The organism is Halovenus marina (assembly GCF_051414115.1).
Lineage (GTDB): Archaea > Halobacteriota > Halobacteria > Halobacteriales > Haloarculaceae > Halovenus > Halovenus marina.
Window position 1 is genome coordinate 2,184,457 of the sequence record NZ_JBLKNZ010000001.1, and the last position, 21,283, is coordinate 2,205,739.

General features: G+C 57.3%; 16 protein-coding genes and 1 pseudogene. 9 read left to right on the plus strand and 8 right to left on the minus strand.

Annotation, left to right across the window (positions count from 1 at the left end; genetic code table 11):
• The first annotated feature begins 51 nt into the window (after positions 1–51).
• Entirely contained in the window at positions 52–1,770 is a 1,719-nt protein-coding gene (locus ACMGFL_RS11215; RefSeq protein ID WP_436936445.1) for a right-handed parallel beta-helix repeat-containing protein, read from the plus strand.
• Between the two features lie 120 nt (positions 1,771–1,890).
• On the opposite strand, the gene ACMGFL_RS11220 is transcribed toward ACMGFL_RS11215, so the two are convergent.
• A complete protein-coding gene (locus ACMGFL_RS11220) occupies positions 1,891–3,294 on the minus strand; it encodes a glycosyl hydrolase family 28-related protein (RefSeq protein ID WP_436935625.1) in 1,404 nt (467 codons plus the stop codon).
• A gap of 200 nt (positions 3,295–3,494) precedes the next feature.
• Here ACMGFL_RS11220 and ACMGFL_RS11225 point away from each other — a divergent pair.
• The 3 genes and pseudogenes from ACMGFL_RS11225 to ACMGFL_RS11235 all read left to right on the plus strand — a co-directional run bounded on the left by ACMGFL_RS11225 (position 3,495) and on the right by ACMGFL_RS11235 (position 8,007).
• Positions 3,495–4,787, plus strand: a pseudogene (locus ACMGFL_RS11225) (sulfatase-like hydrolase/transferase).
• A 106-nt stretch (positions 4,788–4,893) separates the two neighbouring features.
• Positions 4,894–5,949 (plus strand): glycosyltransferase family 4 protein, encoded by a 1,056-nt coding sequence (locus ACMGFL_RS11230; protein WP_436935626.1) that lies wholly within the window; start codon positions 4,894–4,896, stop codon positions 5,947–5,949.
• Between the two features lie 237 nt (positions 5,950–6,186).
• Positions 6,187–8,007 (plus strand): hypothetical protein, encoded by a 1,821-nt coding sequence (locus ACMGFL_RS11235; protein WP_436935627.1) that lies wholly within the window; start codon positions 6,187–6,189, stop codon positions 8,005–8,007.
• A gap of 322 nt (positions 8,008–8,329) precedes the next feature.
• On the opposite strand, the gene ACMGFL_RS11240 is transcribed toward ACMGFL_RS11235, so the two are convergent.
• The 4 genes from ACMGFL_RS11240 to ACMGFL_RS11255 form a co-directional block, all read right to left on the minus strand.
• Complete coding sequence (locus ACMGFL_RS11240; protein WP_436935628.1) at positions 8,330–8,827, minus strand: acyltransferase; 498 nt, start codon at positions 8,825–8,827, stop codon at positions 8,330–8,332.
• Positions 8,828–9,408: 581 nt separating this feature from the next.
• Positions 9,409–10,911, minus strand: coding sequence for a lipopolysaccharide biosynthesis protein (locus ACMGFL_RS11245; protein WP_436935629.1), 1,503 nt, complete (start codon positions 10,909–10,911; stop codon positions 9,409–9,411).
• A gap of 216 nt (positions 10,912–11,127) precedes the next feature.
• On the minus strand, positions 11,128–13,071 hold the full coding sequence (locus tag ACMGFL_RS11250; protein ID WP_436935630.1) for a hypothetical protein: 1,944 nt from the start codon (positions 13,069–13,071) through the stop codon (positions 11,128–11,130).
• 162 nt (positions 13,072–13,233) lie between these two features.
• The gene (locus ACMGFL_RS11255) at positions 13,234–14,205 is read right to left on the minus strand and encodes a glycosyltransferase (RefSeq protein WP_436935631.1); all 972 of its coding nucleotides are present in this window, start codon (positions 14,203–14,205) and stop codon (positions 13,234–13,236) included.
• A gap of 399 nt (positions 14,206–14,604) precedes the next feature.
• Between ACMGFL_RS11255 and ACMGFL_RS11260 the strand changes: the two genes are divergently transcribed.
• Together ACMGFL_RS11260 and ACMGFL_RS11265 are read left to right on the plus strand one after the other, a co-directional pair.
• Positions 14,605–15,990 (plus strand): glycosyl hydrolase family 28-related protein, encoded by a 1,386-nt coding sequence (locus ACMGFL_RS11260; RefSeq protein ID WP_436935632.1) that lies wholly within the window; start codon positions 14,605–14,607, stop codon positions 15,988–15,990.
• Positions 15,991–16,134: 144 nt separating this feature from the next.
• Positions 16,135–17,325: a glycosyltransferase gene (locus tag ACMGFL_RS11265; RefSeq protein WP_436935633.1), complete on the plus strand. Its 1,191-nt coding sequence runs from the start codon at positions 16,135–16,137 to the stop codon at positions 17,323–17,325.
• A 63-nt stretch (positions 17,326–17,388) separates the two neighbouring features.
• Here the strand turns inward: ACMGFL_RS11265 and ACMGFL_RS11270 are convergent, their stop codons facing one another.
• Complete coding sequence (locus tag ACMGFL_RS11270; RefSeq protein ID WP_436935634.1) at positions 17,389–18,648, minus strand: sugar-transfer associated ATP-grasp domain-containing protein; 1,260 nt, start codon at positions 18,646–18,648, stop codon at positions 17,389–17,391.
• Positions 18,649–18,840: 192 nt separating this feature from the next.
• Between ACMGFL_RS11270 and ACMGFL_RS11275 the strand changes: the two genes are divergently transcribed.
• Positions 18,841–19,152: a HalOD1 output domain-containing protein gene (locus ACMGFL_RS11275; RefSeq protein WP_436935635.1), complete on the plus strand. Its 312-nt coding sequence runs from the start codon at positions 18,841–18,843 to the stop codon at positions 19,150–19,152.
• 5 nt (positions 19,153–19,157) lie between these two features.
• Here ACMGFL_RS11275 and ACMGFL_RS11280 read toward each other — a convergent pair whose 3' ends face one another.
• A complete protein-coding gene (locus ACMGFL_RS11280; RefSeq protein ID WP_436935636.1) occupies positions 19,158–19,538 on the minus strand; it encodes a DUF5658 family protein in 381 nt (126 codons plus the stop codon).
• A 208-nt stretch (positions 19,539–19,746) separates the two neighbouring features.
• On the opposite strand from ACMGFL_RS11280, the gene ACMGFL_RS11285 reads away from it, so the two are divergent.
• Positions 19,747–19,920 carry a DUF7511 domain-containing protein gene (locus tag ACMGFL_RS11285; RefSeq protein ID WP_436935637.1) on the plus strand — a complete coding sequence of 58 codons (174 nt, stop codon included), beginning with the start codon at positions 19,747–19,749 and terminating at the stop codon, positions 19,918–19,920.
• Positions 19,921–20,060: 140 nt separating this feature from the next.
• Here ACMGFL_RS11285 and ACMGFL_RS11290 read toward each other — a convergent pair whose 3' ends face one another.
• Positions 20,061–20,480: a DUF7344 domain-containing protein gene (locus ACMGFL_RS11290; protein WP_436935638.1), complete on the minus strand. Its 420-nt coding sequence runs from the start codon at positions 20,478–20,480 to the stop codon at positions 20,061–20,063.
• Between the two features lie 179 nt (positions 20,481–20,659).
• Here ACMGFL_RS11290 and ACMGFL_RS11295 point away from each other — a divergent pair, with 179 nt between their 5' ends.
• A complete protein-coding gene (locus tag ACMGFL_RS11295; RefSeq protein WP_436935639.1) occupies positions 20,660–21,268 on the plus strand; it encodes an HTH domain-containing protein in 609 nt (202 codons plus the stop codon).
• Positions 21,269–21,283: the final 15 nt, after the last annotated feature.

Here is a 21,283-nt window from a genome sequence, read left to right on the forward strand (position 1 = left end):
GAAACGGAGGTCCGATACACCGGTGGAAACGACACTGACCAGAACTTCTTTATGTTTCGGATCGGCAGTCCGCTTGATGGATTCATAATGCGGAACATGACGATCAACGGTGGCGCCGATACCGTCAACGGCGATCCGGTTGCAACACTCTCGATTTTGGTCAAAAGCGATGAGGCGACATCTCAAAGCTATCGGTTTGAGGATCTGATCGTCGAAAACTCGTATGGTGAGGGATTTACTCTGCGTTCACAGGGTGTCACCGTCGAGCGCTGTACAGTGAGAAAGAACGGTAAGCACGGCATAAACATCGGAGCGACGAACACAGACGGTCAACGAGTCGAAATAAAACAGACACTATTAGAAAATAATTCCCGGATCCATCCAGGACACTACGGTATCGATGCAGCGTATGGTGACTGGTTGATCGAAGAGACAGTGATAACCGGGAACCGCCATGGGATGAAAACGGTGGATGCAAACGACTGTCTCCTCCGACGGGTTCGCATCGCCAACAACGATAAGCACTCGTTTCTGACCACGACAGGAGATAATCGAGGCAACGCGACTGTTGTCTTTGACGACGTCGTCGCGGAAGATAACGGTCGTTCGTTTCGGCTAGAAGATCAGCAAAATTTCGTCGTCCCGGATGGATCCGAACTCGTGGTCACAAACTCCGGGGCGCCGGAAAATCAGCCACAGATATTCCTGATCAATAATGCTACGATCGACGCGTCGAATGTCTATTCGAGCCACGCACGGGACGGGGTCCCAGGAATTACCTCGTATACAAACAGTACCGGTTCCACGATAGAGAACTACTACCCCTACAGTAACTCTGGCGGTGCAACCGGTTCGACGGACAATCTTTCGATTCACAACCAGGCGACGGTAGAGCGAACGGATATCGATGGCGTTCCAGTCGCTGACGAGGTCGGTGCCTGGTCCGGTACGACCGATTCCGGAGATTCGACCGAACCCGCCCCTGACACCACCGCGGCGAACATTACCACAGCCAGCGGAGTGATACAGACGATGGGCGCAACAATACAAACGGGAGCAGCTCCAACCCCGGTTCGATTCGACACCGTTGAGGACTTTGAGGGGTACCCCACGGGGAAAGAGATACACACAACTGACCCGTGGGCAGGTGCTGGTTGGTTCAGTACCAACCTCGCGGTGACAAGCAGCGCTGCTGCCAGCGGTGATCAGTCCGTCATTCTCACCGACTCCCTGTACTATAATGCGGTTCAGTCACTGGCGGGTGACGGTCTCAACGAGTATCCAAGCGCCGATTGCACAATCAGAGTTGCGACCTACATCGAAGACGGGTTTCACGATATCGCGTTCGGCATCCCAAGCGATGAGAGCAACTTCAACGAAAACTGTTATCGGATCCGTGGCGGCCCCGAATACTCCGGGAACCCGATTATCAGACGAACGGTTGATGGAAGCTCTGAGCCACTTGAAACGTTTGATAGTGACTTCCCCACGAACACCTGGCTTGAACACGTGATCGAGTTCGAAACGACGAGCAGTGGTGTCGTGTTGACGTACCACGGGTATGAATGGGACAGAACGAATTCCGAGTGGAGATCCTTCGAGTCAAGCACTCAGGGGGTCGATCCGAGTAGCGTCTTCGCGGACGACGTTGGTGTCGGTATCGGAACCTATCGAGTCGGCGGCAACCGAATATTCTTCGACGAGTATCGTGTCGGTCCACTCGGTAAGACAGGGCGCCCCGAGTGGACGCCAGCCGTCGAGAGTCCATAGTCCGAACAGGGCTGATCCAACTGTTCTGATACTGTCGGCTGTACGTGCGGACAACTTTTCGCCACTCTTGGTGGCGACGTATATTCGAGATGGGACAGCCGACAGTATGAGGGTCCGAAATTAACTCCAGGCACCAACCTCGTTTGCTGTCGGCACTGCTTCTACGTCTGTCTTTAGCCCGGATCGTTGTTCGTGAATGGTCAAATTGCCGTTCTTGTACAAGTCCTCATCGACATTCTGTGCGGCCACGTAGGTGCCAAGCTCACCGGTATTTTCACTGCCCCATTGCAAGGCAAACTCCGCATTTGACTTGTTCACATAGAGGGTCGCATCGTCAGCGTCCAGCGTCGCCCGCTGGTAGAAGTGGACATCCCAGCGTGTCTCTTCAGCATTTCCTATCGCAAGGATTTCCGCTCCCTCAAGAAAAGTGTGACTAGCCAATCGGCCCGTGATCGCGCGCACTCCGTTGTTTTCGATTACGGCGTTTCCCCACGTTACTTCGGGAAAGCCGCTGCTTCCAGTCCGTTGAAATCCCGCACCGATCGAGTCCTCGAAGCGTACGTTCTGATACGTTGCAGCGGTCGTCGGTGATGTTACTTTTGTCGCCGAAAAACACTTTCGAGCAACGAAGTTCCGGGTTATCGATTTTCCCCCCGAAGAATTGTGTCCGTAGTGACCGCCGCCGCCGACTCCACATCGAAGTGCGTAGGAATTGGTGACTTCAACCGGCGGGTCTTCGATATGGGCCGACCCGTTCTGTACCTCGTTTGCCGTCGTCTCAAAGCCGTGCCAGTACGAATCGATTGCGGTACATCTGTTGAACCGCACCCCACCAAAGTTCGATTTAAACCCGATCCCGCTGACCCCCTCACACAGCACGTCTTCGACCAGAATATCGATATTGTTCCGCGCTTCCTCGTTTGCGTTTCCACACCGAATGCCGTGGATTGCGTACTCCGTTTCGCTGTCGGACGTTCCCGCGAGCGCAAGATTGCGAATTTCGAGTCCGGACAGGCCAGACTGAATATCCACCGCGAAGATCTGATGGGTGTGTATGGAGGACAGCTGGTCGTCCACTTTGAGAACTGAACCGCTCCCCTCACCTGTGATCGTCAGATTGTCCGGGTGTTTATCCCCCTGAATTTGCAGGATAGCCCTGGAAAATCGAGAGGAGTCCGGACTGATACGGTAGGCGTCATCGGTTTCAGGAATCACGACCGTGTCCCCTTCCTCTGCCGCGTCAATTGCGGCCTGTATGGCTTCTGTGTCGTCAGTCGTACCGTCACCTTCCGCACCGAAGAACTGTACGTTCTGCGTGAACTGGTCGGTGCTGGTATCGATGGGTCCTTCCGGGTCCGTGTCCGAGTAGGCAGGATGACTAACAGTCGGACTCGGTTCTCGGTCTACCGGGTCAGGTTCCGGTGACTCGTCCGCAGGCTCGCTATCTCGGGTGGGAGAGCTACAGCCAGCAAGACCAAACACCGCAGCGGATGAAAGTTTGAGTAGTCGGCGTCGCGAGACCATACGTCCCACTTATCAGAAGAAGCCTTAGTAAAGGAGTCCTTAGCACACCAGTAGTTCGGTAGCATTCGAAAATTGTATCTTCTTCAACAGGATTGGTCGTTTCTTCACTAGAATATCTGCCAGTTCGATCGACAGAGACAGCCAAATCTGGGATAGATAACAGCTCTATAACAAATCAGTCTGTAAATTCAGGTGGGGTAATGTCAAACAATATTGTTCTGATCACCGTGGATAGTCTCCGAGCAGACCACTGTGGCTGGCTGAATCAGACGGATAGTACGCCACATCTCGATAGCATGGCAGCGGATTCGCTGACGTTCACGTCCGCGATCTCACCCGGACCACGGACCTTTTCATCTGTCCCAGCGACTCATACTGGAACACCACTAGCGTACACCCAAGACTCTATCGACAGTGATGACGACAGAATCAACCGTATCCGCACCCACCTCGACACGTTCGAGACCATCAGCGAGGAGTTGCAAAACAGAGGATATACCACTGTCGCATTCACTGCCAACCCGTGGATCAGCGACACGACTGGCTTCGACGCTGGCTTCGACACGTTCGTCGAAGTCGGAAAGAACGGAGGGAACATTCATGCACTGTTCAGTGGAACGCCACTCGCAAGAGCAGCGTGGCTGTTCGACCACTGGGTGTACAAGGACAGTTTCTTTTGTCAGTGGCGAACGTTCTACGACGACCTGATTGCCACAGTGGATGAACTTGAGGGACCAGTCTTCACCTGGATCTTTCTGATCGATACGCACAATCCGTACCTTGTTCCAAGAACAGATCGACACCAGTCATCGACGTACGGGATGTACTCCGGACTGCTTTGAGGCAACAGCATGTTCACAGAATCGGGCGCCCAGACATCGATCCGACGCACGATCGACCCGAAGACGCTGCGACGGCTGAAAGATGCCTATCGGGACTGCGTTCGCTCCGTCGATAAATTCATGAATCAACTGATGAACGATATGGACGACGAGACGCTGATAGTGTTTCACTCTGACCACGGTGAAGCGTTCGGTGAACACGGCTCATTTGGTCATCAGTCACACCTCTACGAGGAGAATATTCACGTTCCGTTGCTGGTCCACGGAACCGATTGCGACGACACTCTCGATGCCCCCATCTCGACGATCAAGATTCCGGAGAGACTCTCCCGATACGCCCAGGAGAAAACACTCAATCCCTCCGAACTGACAGCCGAGTACGTCGTTTCACGAACAGTAGACGATTCCGCGATCACAGTTCGTGGCGACCGATGGAAGTATCTCCAGACAGAAGACGAAGCACGGCTCTACGATCTGGCAAACGACGGTGAAACGGTCGACGTGTCTCAGAAGCATCCATCTGTATTCAACGCGCTACAGACAAGAAGTGAGGAGTATCTGGAGGCATTAACCGCTACGACGGAGTCGACGGAGGAAGTAGCTACCGATGCGGCGATGGAACAGCATCTTCGCTCGCTCGGCTATCTCTGAGCGGTCCCACTGCGTGGCTACTGCCCCAACGCGGTGACAGAACGGATGGACGCGCTCGACCGTATCCATCGGATAACTAAGCAGATCATCGTCGCTGAGTGCTAGTGTGAGTCTCCTCTTCATCCCCGATTACAGCGATGGAAACCCGTATCAGTCGAACCTCGCAGACGCGCTCGATCAAGAGGTCACATACGGGCGCACGGGGACGAAGTTTCCTGTGCTGGGTGCGCTCTGGAAAGACGACATCGCGGTCGTTCACTTCCACTGGTTGAATCTGTTTTTCAAGGGGGACCGGTGGTGGAACACCGCAGTACAGTTCGGATTGCTACTTGTTCGCCTTCTCGCGATACGGCTGGTGAACGTCCCGGTGGTCTGGACGGTCCACAACGCGACAATGCACGAACCGAACCACCCCCGACTGGAGCGGCAGTTCAAGCGGTGGTTCATCATCTCCGGCACCTGTGACAGACTCATCCTCCACTGTGACGCGATAGCGGACACCCTCATCGAGGAACTTGACCTTCCAGAGTCGACACGAGAGCGAATGGACGTGATCCCCCACGGCCACTATCTCGACAACTACGAGAACACAGCCACCACAGAGGAAGCGCGGGACAGACTGGACATCGACCAGTCAGACACAGTCTTTCTGTTCTTCGGACTGATACGCCGGTACAAGGGCGTTCTCAACCTCGTCGAATGCTTTCAGACCGCTTCGGTGCCAGACAGCACGCTCGTGATCGCTGGAAACCCAAGGTCGGAGTCGCTTCACGCCGAACTGCTGGCAGCGACGGACTCCGACGACCGAATCCGCGGGGTCTACGAGTTCATTCCCGACGACGAAATCCAGTACTACATGAACGCAGCGGACGTCGTCGTCCTCCCGTTTCGGAGAGTGACGACGTCCGGGAGCGCCGTTCTGGCAATGTCGTTCGGAACTGCGCTGATCGTTTCGCGATGTGGCTGTCTGCCGGAACTGATCCCCGAGGATGGGGCGCTCTTCTACGACGCTGACGACGAGACTGGACTCCAAGAGCGTCTGGAGCGGGCCATCGATTGTGACGTAGACGCGATGGGCGCGTCCAACAGACGACGGGTCAGCCAGTACGACTGGGCGAGTATCGCAACACAGACCGAACGCGTCTACGCAAAGGCCAAATAATACTGCTGGCTGTCCCATCTCGAACATAGTTCGAACCCGCAAGTCGTGTTCCGAACGGGCAGCCAGCAGTATAAGCGATCTATAACCAAGGGTAAGCTATTAAAACCAGATTGTATCGCAGATGTGTCTCCAGCCAGCGAACCCAGAACGACGCTGTTCGTCGCGTCGTCGCGAACGCACCCAACGAGCGGTGGCTGACGGGTCCACAGGGCCACCCCTGAACGAGGTGACGCGCCGATGAGTCCGAGCGGAGTCGCTGGCGACGACCAGTCTGGCAAGTCTCGGCTGACGTGGTTGGCCGTCGTCGGCTTCGGAATCGTCCTCGGTCTCGTGGTGATTCTCCTGCGAACGCCCGCTGCGTCCGGGTACGAGCCGTCGATGTATGCCCCGTACCCGACTTCTTTCTGGGTTCTCGTGGTCGTGGCGTTCACCATCGGCCAGTACATCATTATCAAGGCGGCGCTCTCCCGGAATCTCGCGACGGCCAACTGGCAGATCGGATTTCTCCTGACAGTCGTCATCGCCGGACTTCTCGTGTTCATGCCGTACATCCGTGGCTATCCTATCTATGGACGGGCCGACGTAATGACACACATCGGGAGCGTGCTGGAGATACAGGCAAGCGGCGGCGAACCGTTCCAGAACATCTATCAGAACATTCACCAGCTCGTACTTGCGCTTTCGTACGCAACCGGACTCGAACCCAGTCAGGTCATCAACAGCGTCGGAGGTATTATCTCGGTGTTTTCGATCGTGGCATCGTACGCGTTGGTCGCGACCGTCTTCGATCGGAGACGGGCCCTGCTTACGCTCCCCTTCGTCGTGGCGCTGATCGGCGGTCGAGCGTACATGAACCCCTCCCCGTACGCACAGAGTGTCCTGATGCTCCCGTTCGTGCTGTATCTGTTCGTCAAAAGCCAGCAAGCGGAGTCGTTCGCGACGCGGCTTCCGTTATCTCTCTTCGTCATCGCACTGATCCTCTACCATCCGCTGACAGCAGTGTTTCTGATATTCATCTTTCTGATCCATCACGGAGTGACGATAGTCTCGAACCGCGGTGTGTCCAGCGAACACTCCCTTGCGGTGTCGAGTATCACGTCGGGAACCACGATGCAACTCTCGCTGGTCGTGTTCGTCGCCTGGTACTACAACTTCGTCGGGATCATTCTCCGATTCGAGACAGTGTTCCAGCGGCTACTCGACCCGGGGACCAGTCAGACAAAGCTGGACACGTACTCTGCCACGATCAATCAATTCTCCCCGTCGCTCACCGATCTGATGCAGATAGCACTGGTCAAGTACGGCGAGACCGCAGTGCTGTTGGGGATCGGTTCACTGTTCGTACTGGGGCTGTTCGGGCTGTATCTCAGAGGCCGCCGTCCATCGACGCCCTATCTGCTGACGTTCGGTCTCGGGTTCGTCCTCTTTTCGGCGTTCGGGGTGCTGTTTATGATCGTCGACATGATCGGTGGATTCGGTCGGCCACTCATGGTCGCCCAGTACTTCGGTGCGTTCGTCGCAGGATCACTGCTGTACTGGTGTTACCGATATTTCGACTGGCAGTCGGGAGTGACGACTGTCGCTACGGTCGTCCTGATCGCATTAGTCGCGATCTCGGTGTTCGGGCTCTATTATTCGTCAGCGGGTGGGGAATCGAACTTTCAGGTGAGCGACCACGAACTTACAGGCGCCGAGTGGTATTTCGACAACGATCTGGACACGGAGCCACTCCAGGAACAGGGGATTCGGATGTACCGGTTCGAGCACGCACTTAACGGAAGTGAGTCAGAGAACGTGCCACAGGACGGCACCCGGCCACCCAACCGGTTCAATTACACCGAGTATTCGACGTTCGGGGAGAGCTACAACGAGACCCAGTATTACGTCCTGACAGAGCAGGCCCGGGTGTTCTACCCGACTGTGTATCCGAACTACGAGCACTTCTGGAGCTACCGCCAGGAGGATTTTGCCCGTCTACCGACCGACCCAACTGTCTCACACGTCTACGACAACGGTGAGTTCGACATCTACCGGATCGAGCCACCAGCGGGAAGCTAACCCGTCGTCTCTCGTATCATTCGTTCGAGGGGCGTCCAGTTGTACCAGACAAATACCTGATTGAGGTGTCACGTCTCGACGGTGAATCGCTCCCCCGGTTAGCCGGGAAGACGTCCGTGTTCTGATAGAGATAGTGTGCAACATCCAGAGGCTGTAGTCAGCAAGACCGTTCCGTTTGTTGTACGTCGAGGTTGCTGAACTATCTGCTCAGGAGATGTGTGCCCCGACCGCCGTGTGTCATTCTCCTTGCAGATACTGTTTGAGCGCCGTGCAAGGTACACAGCGCGATCCTCCGCTCTCGCTACGGGAAGCACATGACGGGTCAGTTGAATTTGCCGTCGGCTTTGAGACGCTCGTAGTGATCCATATCTCGATGGTCGAACACCTCCGCGGGGTGACCGCCAGCGATCGCACCTCTCGGGATGTCGTGAGTGACGACGGATCCCGATTGGACAATCGCACCCTCGCCGATTGAGACGCCGGGGATGATGATCACGTTGATCCCGATCCAGACATTATCCCCGATCGAAACGGATTTTCGGATGACCGACTCGTCGTACGGGATCGCATCCCCCTCGTAATTATGATTCTCCGTCAGGATCTCGCATCCGGTTCCCGAGTGGACGTTGTCGCCGACGGTTACCCGGCCCTCTCCGCGTATCTGTAATTCCCCGAGATGGACGTTGTCGCCGATGACCGTATTCGAATTGACGAGGGTTTCGCCGCCGACCCACAGGCCCGAACCGACCTTTTCTGCCGTTCGCTCTACCTTCCGCCTGTAGTATCGGTTGCGAAGGTCGTTGTATTGGTCGTGTTTCACCTCCTCGATTTTCCCCACGACCGTGATGGCGATATCCGTAAGACTCGAGTAATCAGATAACCGGGCGAGAATACCGGACATAGAGTTAGACTCTACGGAAGGAGCCCTATTAGTATTCATGTACTATACCTTGTGAAAATGAAATTACCAGTTCTACCGTGATGGGTCGGTCCTCTGTTTGAGAATTCGAGGGTGTCTCCTTCTGGAAACCTCCGTGCGATAGAGGCGCTGTGTATCTTGCACGTCTTAAGAGACAGAACTGCCATTCGACAGTTGATAGACTGGATCGAGACGTACAACGTTACGGTTGAAACACCAGTGAGGGTCCGAACGGAGAACACCGAATCGGCCGTCTACGCGTTCGTCTCGTACGCTGGACTACCCCGGTCGACGACTACCCTCTCCTCATCACCGGTCCCGGAAGACGACGTATTCGGCGTCGTCGCTCGCTCCGGTCCCATTTCCCGACGTAGACTCAAACACCTGTTACCATCGAAGTCCGTAGGCTACACAGAGCGGAAACAGTACATGTCGCTACGGAGAGGGGGCCAGTCGGAAGGGTCAGGCGACGCGAGTCGTCCTCAACCGCGGATCCCATTTACGATCATCCGGATGTTCTGTCCGACGCCCCAGTCGAACTGCCGTTCGAGCAGAAACGCGACAGAGATGTAGATAGCCGCGCCCGCGGGGATCAACACGAGCAGTTCGACAATCGGCGACACCGCGATCAGCGTTCGGGCGTACCAGAGCGTGCCGAACATCACCGCTGCCGCAACGAACGGGTACAGATACTCCATGTATATCTGGATCGTATGCCCTTCTACCAGACGCGCTGCCAGGTAGACATCGATTGGGAGCAAAATGAACAAGGAGATCCCGGTGACGGTGAGTGCCGTCCCCTCGATACCCCACGTCGCTGTCATCGGCCAGATCGCGATTGCGATACACACGACACGAAGGGATCCGGTTTTTACTAGCAGGTCCGGTCTGCCGAGTGCCTTCCAGACCGCGCCGAAGTTCCGTGTGATCGCGTGCAACAGTCCGTATATCGCGAGGATCTGCATCGTCAGTATCATCGGCGTCCAGTCAGAGCCGAGGATCGCCCGGACGAAACTCGGCGCGACGAGGGCGATGCCAAACGACATCGGAAAGGCGAGAAAGGCGGTGAATCGAAGCGACTGGTACAGCGCTCCGCGGAGTTCGTCGAGGTCCTCCTGAATGGCCGAGTACGCAGGAAACGTGATCTGGGATATCACGCCAGAGACCTCGGTGGCAGGGGTGTCAGCCATCCGGTACGCGTACTGATAGAACCCAAGCGCCGTGGCGGAGAGGAACCAGCCAACGAATGCGTCGTCACCCGAGTTGTAGAGCCACTGGATGATAGAGGCGCCGGTGATCCACTTGCCGAAGTCGATGAGTTCTCGCGCCGCGTCGATGTCGAACGACGGCCACGGGCGATAGTCGTGGAGAACGTACGAGAGCACGAGTTTGATAGTGGGACGACTCAACGAGGCAAACACGAGCGCCCAGACAGTCGGCGAGTACAGAGCATAGGTCACGCCGACGACGAACTGCGCGAACCCACCGCTCGTGTTATACAGGAAGTGCTTGTGGAATTCGAGATTTTTCTTGAAGTACACGACGCCGGGGTTCCGAAGCCCGTATATCACCGGCGAGAACGCGAGTGCACGGATAACTGGCTGGGCGCGCGGCTCTCCGAACAGCTGGGCGATAAGAGGTGAAAGCAAGAAGAGCACACCGAAGATGAGCAGGCCACGGGCGATCTCGAGACACCAGGTCGTGTCGAGATAGCTGTCGACGTTCTTCTCCTTTTGTTGAATGAGTGCAGCATTCAGACCGATATCGGTAAATCGTCTCGTGGCCCCAACTGTGAGGAGTGCAATCCCCAGTAACCCAAATTCTCTCGGGGAGAGCAGTCTGGCGAGAACGATTAACATCAGAATCTGCATGGATCTGGCGGCGAGTTTGGTCGCCGACACCCAGATGCCGCTTTTGATAGTTCGCTGTAACACCGACCCCGTCGGAACGAGATGTGCGAGAATCGCTTTGATTCGCTCTTTCATCTAGCTCACCCGTGGAGGCTGATACTGTCGGTTGTCCCATCTCGAAGACAATCCGCCACCGGAGGTGGCGAATAGTTGGACGCACGTACAGCCGACAGTATGAACCGAACGTCGACGCGGTTGCATTACTGGAGAGGAGCGACAGACACCATGTTGTTATATTCGGTCTACTCCACGCGAACAGTCGTCGGTTCGGAAAACAGTCGTCGAACGCAGTCAGGCCATCGCGTTTCGGAGTCGCTTGAGTGAAAACGTCGATAGCTCGGCGGCGGAGGGAGGGTGATAGACGGGACCCAGATCCTCGACTATCATCGGGTCCTGTGTGTCGTCCTGAACTGTTTCGACTGCCTCGGCGAGCAGCCCGGTCGATTCGGTGTACAGCTTTCGCTTGATCTCGCTCCAGCTTTGACACCCATGGATGTTCACCGTCTCGTGAGCCTGTATGGTACCGGCGTCGAGGTCGTCACTGAGCGACTGGACGATCATGCCAGCAGTCTCCTCGTCGTGCATGAACTCCCAGAACCCCGCAGGTCCGCCGCGATACGCTCGGGGGTCACCGTGGTGGTAGCTAAGTACACCATACTCTGTTGCGGTAAGAATGTCCCCACGGACCAGTCCGAAGCCACGCCGGAACACAAGATCAGCACTGGACCGGACTTCATCGACCACTTCCGACGGTAGCTCCTTCCAGAGACCGCTGACCGCAGTCGGATACGTCCGGATCCACGTCGCGTCTGCGACATCAGTAATATCAGAGATATGAACAGGGTTGTCGTATGCTTCCCCCTCAGTGAGGCCAGATACGAGTTTCGAGGCGAGCCAGAACGCCGCGTATGCGGGATACTTTCGCCCACGCTTGACGTTCTCACTGCCGAGCAATCCTGCGTCTTCGTTGATCACGACGAGTGTAATCTCGGCGTCTGTCTCCGAGAGCATCTGCTCGATTGCCTCCTTGACCCACTGCTCGGTGTACTCGCCGTCGAACAACAGACACACCCGGCAGCGGTCGCCAGTCTCCGCAGCCGGTCGGGCGGGCGGAGACACCGTCTGTAACTCCAACAGGAGGTCTGCGAAGAACTTGACCGCCCAGTTCGGATAGCGCAAGAATAGATACCGTCCGACGTGGGGATACGACCCGGGAACACCGCCGCGGACCGGATCTGGGCCCGTCAGCGGTTGATGTCGCTTGAGAAACTCGGCGGTCGAACGGGCCGCGAGCAGATACTCCCGATCGTTGGTCGCTTCGTACAGTTGCAGCCAGATGAGCGCCATCTGTGCGTTCCCCGTCAGACAGTAGTACCAACTCGGTGACCACTGCTCGTCGTACGCTCCCTTTAATTGCCCCTCCTGCTGCTGGAGTTCGAGCAGTACGTCTGCTGACTCCTTTGCCGCCCCCCAAAGTGAGTCGTCGTTCAGCAACGCACTCCCGGAGAGGAGTCCGCGTATCGTGTAAGCAATCGTGTGGAGATACGGGTCGGCGTCTGACGTGAACGCTGCATCCTCGAACCAGCCGTTCGAGCGACGCTTCCCGACAGCCCACCTGAGGTTGTTCTCGGCTGCCTCGCGATATCGGTCCGCCCGCTCGTCGACGACTGTCGCCCCTTCCAGCAGCGCCCACGCGACCCGAGTCGTGTACGTGTGGACATCACCCTTGTAATCGAACGCCGTCCACGCGCCCGAGTCGTCCTGAATCTCGACGAGCCAGTCACAGGCGTCTCGCGTGGCAGCTTTGAACTGCTCGGTTCCCGTCCGACGATATGCCTCGACGAGCCCGAACACCACCTGTCCAGTGTTGAATACGTTCGGGTCGCCGGTTTCGCCCGTTCCTTCCGGAATGCTCCCCTGAGGATGTTGGACGGAACAGAGCCACTCGGCCATCGCAGTCGCTCGCTCGAACGCGTCGCTCTCGGGATTTCGGTCGGCGTATCGGTACAGCGTCGGGACGATATAGCCCGAGGTTTCAGGATAGGGGTCCTCCCAGCCGAGAACGAGATTGTACGTGGCCGCTGAGCCACACCCGCTGGTGACATCCTGGCTGAGATTCAGCCAGTCGATTGCCGCGTCGAGGTGTTCCCGGTCAGAGCCAGTGTCCGCGAAGGCAGGGATCTGTGTCTGTGCCGCACGTGCTACTGTCCGGATTCGTGTCCGAAACGCCGTCACACTCGAACCATCCCCTATACGGAATTAGTTATACGAGTTCTACTCAGTCTACGGTCAGACGCGAAACGTCGCCTCCAACTCACGTAGTCCAGCGAGACAATCAGTGTGTAGGAGGGTGACTGCCCGAGGAGTGTCGCGCATCCAGAGCGGAAACCGGGCACGTCAGTTGAGAATGCGATCCGCCGTTCTGGCGAGTTCGTGCGTGTACCGTCCACCGAGCGTGGCGACCCAGTATTTGAAAAAACGCGGTTCGAGCGGATATCGACGTATGGCCGTTGTCAGCAACTGTCGCGCCTGGTCGTACCGTTCGTTTTGCATCGCGGACGCTCCGATCCGAAACGCCGCCCAGCCACGCATCTTTCGTCTGAAGAGGCGGCCGTACTGTGTGGCCAACTGGTCGAACTCCTCGAGAAAGCGTTCGTAGCCGACCCGCTTTTTCTCGAAGTTGTCAGTCAACCGGTTGTGCGCCGAATACTCGAAGACGACGAGCGGCTCTGGGATCCGAAGAAACGTCGTTTGCAGCGAGACGTTGATGTACCATTCGAGGTCGGCCCAGACCGGGAAGTGCTCGTCGAACGGAACCGCTCTCGCGATGTCAGCACGGACCATGACTTTGGACAGGGTTCCGACGACGTTTCGACAGAGCAACGTCTTGGTCATATCGCCCGTGACCAGCGGTGGGATATTGATCTCACCGTCGATGTTTTCGACCGCTACCTCGTTTCGAGCGCGAGTCCCTATCATTTCGCCAGTGTAGACGAAGCCGACGTCGTCAGTTCGCTCGAAGGCCTCGACCTGTCGCGTTATCTTCTCCGGATGCCACCGGTCGTCGTCGTCGAGAAATGCGATGTACTCCCCAGACGATGCCTCGATTCCGGTATTTCGTGCGGCGTTCGCACCGCGATTTTCTTCGTGGCGAATACACTCGACGTTCTGAAGGCTCGATAGATCCGCCTCCGTCACGATCGGCTGTGCCGGTTCGGTAGAGTGGTCGTCGACTACGACGAGTTCGACCGGATCGTAGGTCTGTGTCCGAACACTCTCGACCGCTTTTGGGAGATACGTCGGTCGGTTGTACGTCGTGATGATGACGGTCACGAGCGGGTCGCGGTTGTCTGATGGTTCAGTCGTCATGGCTGAGATAGTGTCCGAATTTCACGATGGGTCGCTCCAGATGGGAGTACCTTCACAGTCAGGATATTAGTTATACAACGGATACAGTTCCGGCCGCGGAGTAATCCAGGATACAGCAGAGACAGTCTCTGGCCACGAAGTTTCAGTATCACAGGTGACACGCACACGAACAGTCTCGCCGGAAATAAACGGTCGTCTCTGACTCGTGGTGCGGTCACGAGGGCCGAAAAGATCCCTCTTGAGAGTGTCGGACGGGTGCTAGTATGAACCGCCTACTCAGATAAAGCGATATTAAACTAAGTCGTCTCCGGAGAATTTGTGGGTGGTGTGTAATCTGTGCCTTCCCGCCGTCAAGTGCTAAAATCCCTCTCAGTACTTTCTGGGATCGGTCTCCTCAGTGTGACCTCCCCATCGTTGACTCGGTGGGCAGAGGACGGCGCGGCTGAGAACGGGAACCCCGAAGACGCTCCCAAAGACCCACCGTCAGACTCTGAAGACCAGTTGATAGAGATTCCAGCGGACGCACAGGATCATAACGAGGATACGTATGGTGAGTTCCTGAACGTGCAGGAGTTCGGTGCTGTGGGGGACGGACAGAGTGACGACACCGCTGCGATCCAGAATGTGCTGGACGGCGCGGCCGATGGCGATACGGTGTATCTACCAGCAGGGGACTATCTCGTCTCACGGTCTAGCTGGGGTGGTGGCCCGATACTGACCGTTCCGACAGACGTGGCTGATCTCACCATTCTCGGTGATGTCGGCTACAACGAGACGCGCATCTTCGTTGCTGAGCGTGAGTACGACGACGACCGAAACTTCGCAGTGCTGCGAATCCCGGTCAACAGAAACGTTGTCGAGGGGTTGAAGATTCGCAACCTGACTGTCGACGGAAATCGCCCTCCAGGCGACTACCCACGGTACACGCACGGGATCCAGTTCTATCCGAGCGGCGCGGGCGGCGGGCACGACATCCTCGTCGAGGACTGCTGGGTCGAGAACTTCGCCGGAGCGGCGGTCGTCTGCCGGGAGGGCCGTGTTACGTTCAATCGGATCACGAGCGTCAACAACCGGCAAAACTTCGGCGTGTCAGAAATGGACGACTCGACGGCAGGAACCGACAGATACGGAGTCACAATTCAGAATTCAGTCTCGAAAAACGCGGACTGGGTCGGGATCGACCACAACAAAGGCGGGCGCGTTCGGATCGCGAACGTCTACTCGGAAAACAACGGACACAGCGGCTTCAAGACGACGAAAGACAACCGTCGGACCCGGATCGAAAACGTGACCTTTCAGGGCGAGCGATACGACGCAGCAGTACGGACGAACATCAGTACGACGGCGGACATACCGGACGCGCCCGTCGAACTGTCGCTGGACACAGTAGCGATCCGAGACGCTCTCGGCGGTGGGATATATATATCAGGAGATAATTCGAGCGTGCAGAATTCGGCGCTGATCGACGGCCCAATCGAGATCCGAAACTGTGGCGGGGCCAGTAATGGCGGCGGCAGCCACGGCGCACTGACGGTCCACGGTGCTGGCGGTGGTTCAATCGAGGAACTCCGCGTCATCGGAACGCAAGAGGGGCCTGCCGTGTGGTTCGACGGTAACCACGAGTTCACTATCGATACGCTGTACCACAAGAACAACGAAGGCGGTGCAATCGGCCCGGAGACGCCCCACGGGAACCTGCAATTTGGCGCGCTGATAAATTCCGACCCGGGTCGGTTAGATACGCCTGAGGCATCCGATGTCGGCGCGTGGTCCAGACATTCGTAGCCGTCGTAGCTGACCGGGTCGTCTCGGGGAGGGCATCACGGACACGACTGCTTCCAGAATCCCGTAACAGTTGAAAGAGATCCATAACAATACGGGTACTTACCATCTGTTCTCTCAGTCGACTATCTGCATCCTGCATCTCCTATGGAACGAAAAACACCTCACAACCAGGAACGGGCGACAGCCGAGTACGAGTTGGCATTCTACGTGCCGAATCTGTTGACCGGCGGTGCCGAACAGGTGACGGTGACCATCGCGAACGGGTTGGCACAGAGAGGCCACGATATCGACCTCGTCGTCTCGAATCCACGGGGGAAGCTTCAGGCCGAGGTTGCAGACGACGTTTCCATCGTCGCGCTCGGAGAGAGCAGGCCCCCATTCATCGGGATTGGTGCACACGTCCCAGCACTCGCGTCGTATCTGCGACGACAGCAACCGGCCGCGATATTCGCACAGATGACACACGCAAATCTGGTCTGTCTGCTAGCAGGACAGCTTTCGCGAGCGGATACCCGGATATTTCTGACCGAACACAGCCCGTTCGCCATGAGTGAGAATCCCCCGTTGCGGTCACGAGCCTACCTCTCACTGACCGCTCGACTGCTGCCGTACGCTGATCACCATATTGCTGTCTCTCAGGGAGTAGCAGACAGCATCGTCCAGAAGACCAGCGTGACAGCAGACCAGGTGTCCGTACTCCACAACCCCGTTGACGTGGAGGCAGTTCGCTCCCGTGCGCGCGAGCCAGTCAACAACGAGTGGCTCAGCGACGACTCGCTTGACGTCATGCTCTCGGTGGGCCGACTGGAAGCGCAAAAAGACCTGAAAACGTGGCTGCGAGCGTTTTCACGAGTCCACGAGCGCCGACCGCAGACGCGAGCGATCATCGCTGGGAAAGGCTCACAGCGGGAGGGGTTGGCTGCGTTCGCTGCGAAACTCGGTGTCGATGACGCCGTTTCGATCCCGGGGTACGTCGACAACCCCTACGGCTACATGCAGCGCGCTGACGTGTTTCTCCTGTCCTCGCGGTACGAAGGACTACCGACGGTGCTCATCGAAGCGCTGGCCTGCGGGTGTCCGATCGTCGCTACTGATTGTCTCGCTGGACCACGTGAGGTACTCGCCGACGGAACGTACGGACAACTCGTCCCGGTTGGCGACGCTCCGAAGATGGCAGATGCCGTCGTCGAGACGCTCGACCGACCACCGCGGGCGGAGAAACTCCAGGCACGGTCGGACGACTTCGCGCCCGGTGTCGTGCTGGAAGAGTACGAGCGATTTCTTGACCGACATGTCGCGCATGCCTCAGACACAGCCGCTGAACAGATTCCGTGAACGCAGAGAATATTCGACACGCCCGTTGTCTACGGACAGTGGGTTGGAGCGAGTGCCATTAGGTCACGCGGGTGAACAGACTCCGTGGCGGGCGTAAAACGCTCTCGTCCGACGATCTGTCAGCAGCGGCCCGTGCGCCTGAAGCGATTTGACGCCGGGACAGTTGTTTGCTTCGAGCAGGACAAACTCACCTGGTTCTGTGACGACGACGTCCCAGCCGGTGTACGGAACGTAGGAGAATGCCTCCGCGATCTCCAGAACCGTATCGAGAATGGTCGACCAACCGGGGATCTGTGTTCCGGTGATCTGAGCACCGGTCTCCGGATGTGTGTCGTGATGTTTGACCACGCCATCTTCGGCGAGTTGAACGCCGGTTCCCAGTTCCCCCCGTTCTAGATCGACCCGAGACGAGATGCCTCCCCGGTCGAAGTTGTCCACGGGCGCGGATCGATCAGTACCGATACGGTGAACTGCGACAGGACAGAACGCCTCCTCACGTTCGCTGTCCCACATCGTCAGCACGCGGACCGTGTTCGTCGACGCCGGATACAGATCCCGGGCGTACGCGGCCTGCTCGACGAACTCCATGGCGACGTTCGCGTCCCGGTCTTCGACCATCTCCCGAAGTGCTGCATCGCTCGTTCGCTCGCCGTTCACACGACACTCGCCGTCTCGATACGAGCAGTGTTTCACTCCCGTGCCACCTGCTGCGTGAACCGGCTTGAGAATGAGTTGCTGTCCGGACCTGATTTGGTCGAGCACCCACGCCCCGGCGGGCGTTGTCTCTGTCAGCCCCGAAAGAGAACGAACCGGGTCGTCGGCGTTTGATTCGGTGAGTGCAGTCACGACGGGAGGTGTAGTGCTCGATGATCCATGACCGCTCTGTCGAGCGGACCCGTCTGTCATGACTGGCTGTGTGTTTCGGATCGGATGAAATAGCCCCTCGTCGATGATGCCGAACGTCTCCGGCCGGTGACTCTCGAAGGGGGCCATCGCCGCGTAGAATCCGACCTTGTTCGCCAGCACGCTGACGAACTGTTCGTCGTTGATGTAGGCCGTTTTCTCGCGTTGAAAGTCCGTGAGGAACTGGTCTCTGTCGTGTGACTCGAAATCGTACAGCGCTGCGCTGTGGCTCAGGAATCCGTTCCGGTAGTTTCGAAGTCGCTGTCCAGGCTCCATCCCGACCCAGGTCGACCAGCTATTTACCTCCCGAAGGAGAAACTGCGAGAGCTGTGAACGCAACGGCGCGATCCGCTGTGTCCGAAGGTGACAGAGCGAGAGGAACGCCGACTTGGTGGCTGCATGCACGCCGTCCCAGTTCATACTGACCCACTATCGATAGTGAGGTATAATTATACAGCTCATACCCCCGAGGGGGCAGATGTCAGCTTCCGAACAGGAAGTCAGCGGCCCAACGTATCAATAGAAGCGCCATTCCCAGAGCCCATCACAAGTTTCATTTCCCCCCGAGCAAACAACACAGAAGACGAATACCGATCAGTAATGAGTTCATCAATGAGTTTAGATTCAATCGATTCGGCAGATCTCTTCGAGAGCGAAGATGCACACACTCGTGCGTTCAGCTGGGACGACGAAGGGGGAGCCACGCTCGCAGTGGTCGAGGCCGTCACGGACATGCTCGGAGTCGAACCGACAGAAGTAGAGCCACTCAACGACGTGATCGAGACGGACGCGTTGAATCAGCTATTCACGCCGACAGGCGAGACACTACGCCGAACTGGGCACATCCAGTTCGAGTACGAGGGCTGTCTCGTTCGCATCCAGGCAAACGGAACGGTGTCTGTCGTACGCGCCACCCAGCTGTAGCGCGCCTACAGAAGCACCCACGCGATGAGTGTCGCGTTGACGCCCACCGCAACGACCGACGGGATCGCAAGCCCGATCGGAATCACCGGCCGATAGCGGTCCGGAACGAGCCAGAGACAACAGACTCCAAGCGAGAGCGCGCCGAGTTTCAGCCCGGCCAGTCCGGCCACACCTGCTGTTTCGAGCGCGTGACGCGCGATCGGATTCATCTCCTGCAGCCCAACTGAGAGTCCATAGACGGTGAGTATCACGTCCAGCGACATCGCAGCGACGACCACGACCCAGAGGTCACGTTCACAGTCGGACAGGTACTGTGTTACCCCGCTGTCGGTCCATCGAGCGTCGTCGGCGTTCGCCGAACGCGTGAGCAGTTCATGAATCGACATGGTACTCGCCGGAGACCGTCTGGGCAGGGGAACTCCCGGCGTCTGGACGTGCGAACGGTTCCCATATTGTTATCGAGGAGATTACGAGAAGATCACAGACGTAGGGACGTTCTGCGTGATGAGATCCAGATTTGATACCGGGAAAATCAATCGCTGTACGCATCGTATGGTCTTTCTAACTATTGTGCGCTGGAGAGAGAGAGAACCTATGGCCACATCCGTCGACCCGCGCGAGATCCGCCTCGTCGCGAAAATCGAAGAGCGACACCGACAGCCAGACCTGTGTACGATCTACGCACCGGACGACGACGAAGAAGCGAGACTCTCGACATGGATCACGGCAAAGGAGGGATCGTTCGTCTCGCTCACAGCGGTTCGGTGAACGAGCGGACAGTGAGTGTGGCAACGGCAGTCGATCGGTGATAAGAGGGTGTGGCAACAGCAGTCAGCTTCTGACGCAGAGACGTACGGTGGCCTGTGGAGTGTCCCGTTCCGAAAAAGAGGTTATAGAGACAACACCAGTCAGCCAAACAGACGTCCAAGCAGGCCAGACTGTGGCGTCTCTGACTTGTGCTCTTCCAGATAGAGATATTTTAGCAGCCGCGCGGACCGCTCGTTGAGTTCGATATCCCCACGACTCTGGTCGTAGTCGATGACACCGGCATCAGCCATCTTCGGGAGGTGACACTGGTAAAGCCCAACGTACACCCGCTTTCGTTGCTGTGAATTGAGCTGCGCGGGGTCGACTTCACACTCCAGACCAGCGATGTACTCTGCGACCTCGCCTAGTGTTGCCGTACCACCGTTTGCTTCGAGATACCGGAGCACTTCCTGTCGACGCTGTGCGCTGAGCAACTCGAAGACGTGAGCCTTCGAGAGGCGGTCACGGCCCGTGCTTGCGTCTGTCCGCTCGGTTTCTTGTTGCTCGATAGCTTCTGCCATACCTTCCTTGACCTGCACGAAGGGTATAGTTAAGCGCAATCTACACGATCCCCCTCGCGGTTCGTCGGGAACTAGAGCGCTCCTACCGTGCGAGAAGACACTGTTTACTGAGTAGGAGTTCCTTTTCGGGATGAACGATCCTCCGCGCTTATGCCTGCGACTCGCTTCTGAGAGTACTGATGGACTCGACAGACGAAGCCACGATCAATCAGTGGTGGGAGACGTACTGGGACTGTACGGAGCGGTGCGACGAGGTCAGGGTGACAGTGTATCTCCGGTCGGTCGCACCTGCGCTCGGTATCCACTCTCAGCGCATACAGTTTCTACAGGCACTCGCAGATGCGGCAGATTCCGGTCTGTTTGACAGCTACGACGTTGCGATCATCGGCGACGAACTCTGTGTCTGTGAGCGCTGTCGGAATCTCGCAAGCATTCAGCCCACGATCGAGACAGTACTCCGACTCATGTCCTGGCGAGACGGCGGGATCCGGTCGAGCGGGTTCGTTCGCTGTGAGTCCTCGTCGACGCTCGCTGGCGAATCACACGTGACGGTCACGCCGCCGGAACTGACTGCTGGCGTCTATGCTGACGACACGCTGATCGGGGTCTTTCCCTGCAGAGCGGACGAGCGAACCTACAGTCCGGCCGCGTTTCTGGGTCAGTTGCTCCGGGAGGGAAGCAGTATGAACGAGCGCGAGGGTGAGCAAAGCGTACATACAGCGGTGGCTGGAAGCGATAGGCCTGAGGAAGACATTCGGCCCGAGACAGATATCGCTCGGCTGTTCTAGCTCCGAATCGTCCAA

Coding starts and splice junctions, on each gene's coding strand:
- ACMGFL_RS11215 (WP_436936445.1), top strand. CDS start 52: ATGTTTCGGATCGGCAGTCCGCTTGATGGATTCATAATGCGGAACATG.
- ACMGFL_RS11220 (WP_436935625.1), bottom strand. CDS start 3,294: ATGGTCTCGCGACGCCGACTACTCAAACTTTCATCCGCTGCGGTGTTT.
- ACMGFL_RS11235 (WP_436935627.1), top strand. CDS start 6,187: ATGAGTCCGAGCGGAGTCGCTGGCGACGACCAGTCTGGCAAGTCTCGG.
- ACMGFL_RS11245 (WP_436935629.1), bottom strand. CDS start 10,911: ATGAAAGAGCGAATCAAAGCGATTCTCGCACATCTCGTTCCGACGGGG.
- ACMGFL_RS11255 (WP_436935631.1), bottom strand. CDS start 14,205: ATGACGACTGAACCATCAGACAACCGCGACCCGCTCGTGACCGTCATC.
- ACMGFL_RS11265 (WP_436935633.1), top strand. CDS start 16,135: ATGGAACGAAAAACACCTCACAACCAGGAACGGGCGACAGCCGAGTAC.
- ACMGFL_RS11270 (WP_436935634.1), bottom strand. CDS start 18,648: ATGAACTGGGACGGCGTGCATGCAGCCACCAAGTCGGCGTTCCTCTCG.
- ACMGFL_RS11275 (WP_436935635.1), top strand. CDS start 18,841: ATGAGTTTAGATTCAATCGATTCGGCAGATCTCTTCGAGAGCGAAGAT.
- ACMGFL_RS11280 (WP_436935636.1), bottom strand. CDS start 19,538: ATGTCGATTCATGAACTGCTCACGCGTTCGGCGAACGCCGACGACGCT.
- ACMGFL_RS11285 (WP_436935637.1), top strand. CDS start 19,747: ATGGCCACATCCGTCGACCCGCGCGAGATCCGCCTCGTCGCGAAAATC.
- ACMGFL_RS11290 (WP_436935638.1), bottom strand. CDS start 20,480: ATGGCAGAAGCTATCGAGCAACAAGAAACCGAGCGGACAGACGCAAGC.
- ACMGFL_RS11295 (WP_436935639.1), top strand. CDS start 20,660: ATGGACTCGACAGACGAAGCCACGATCAATCAGTGGTGGGAGACGTAC.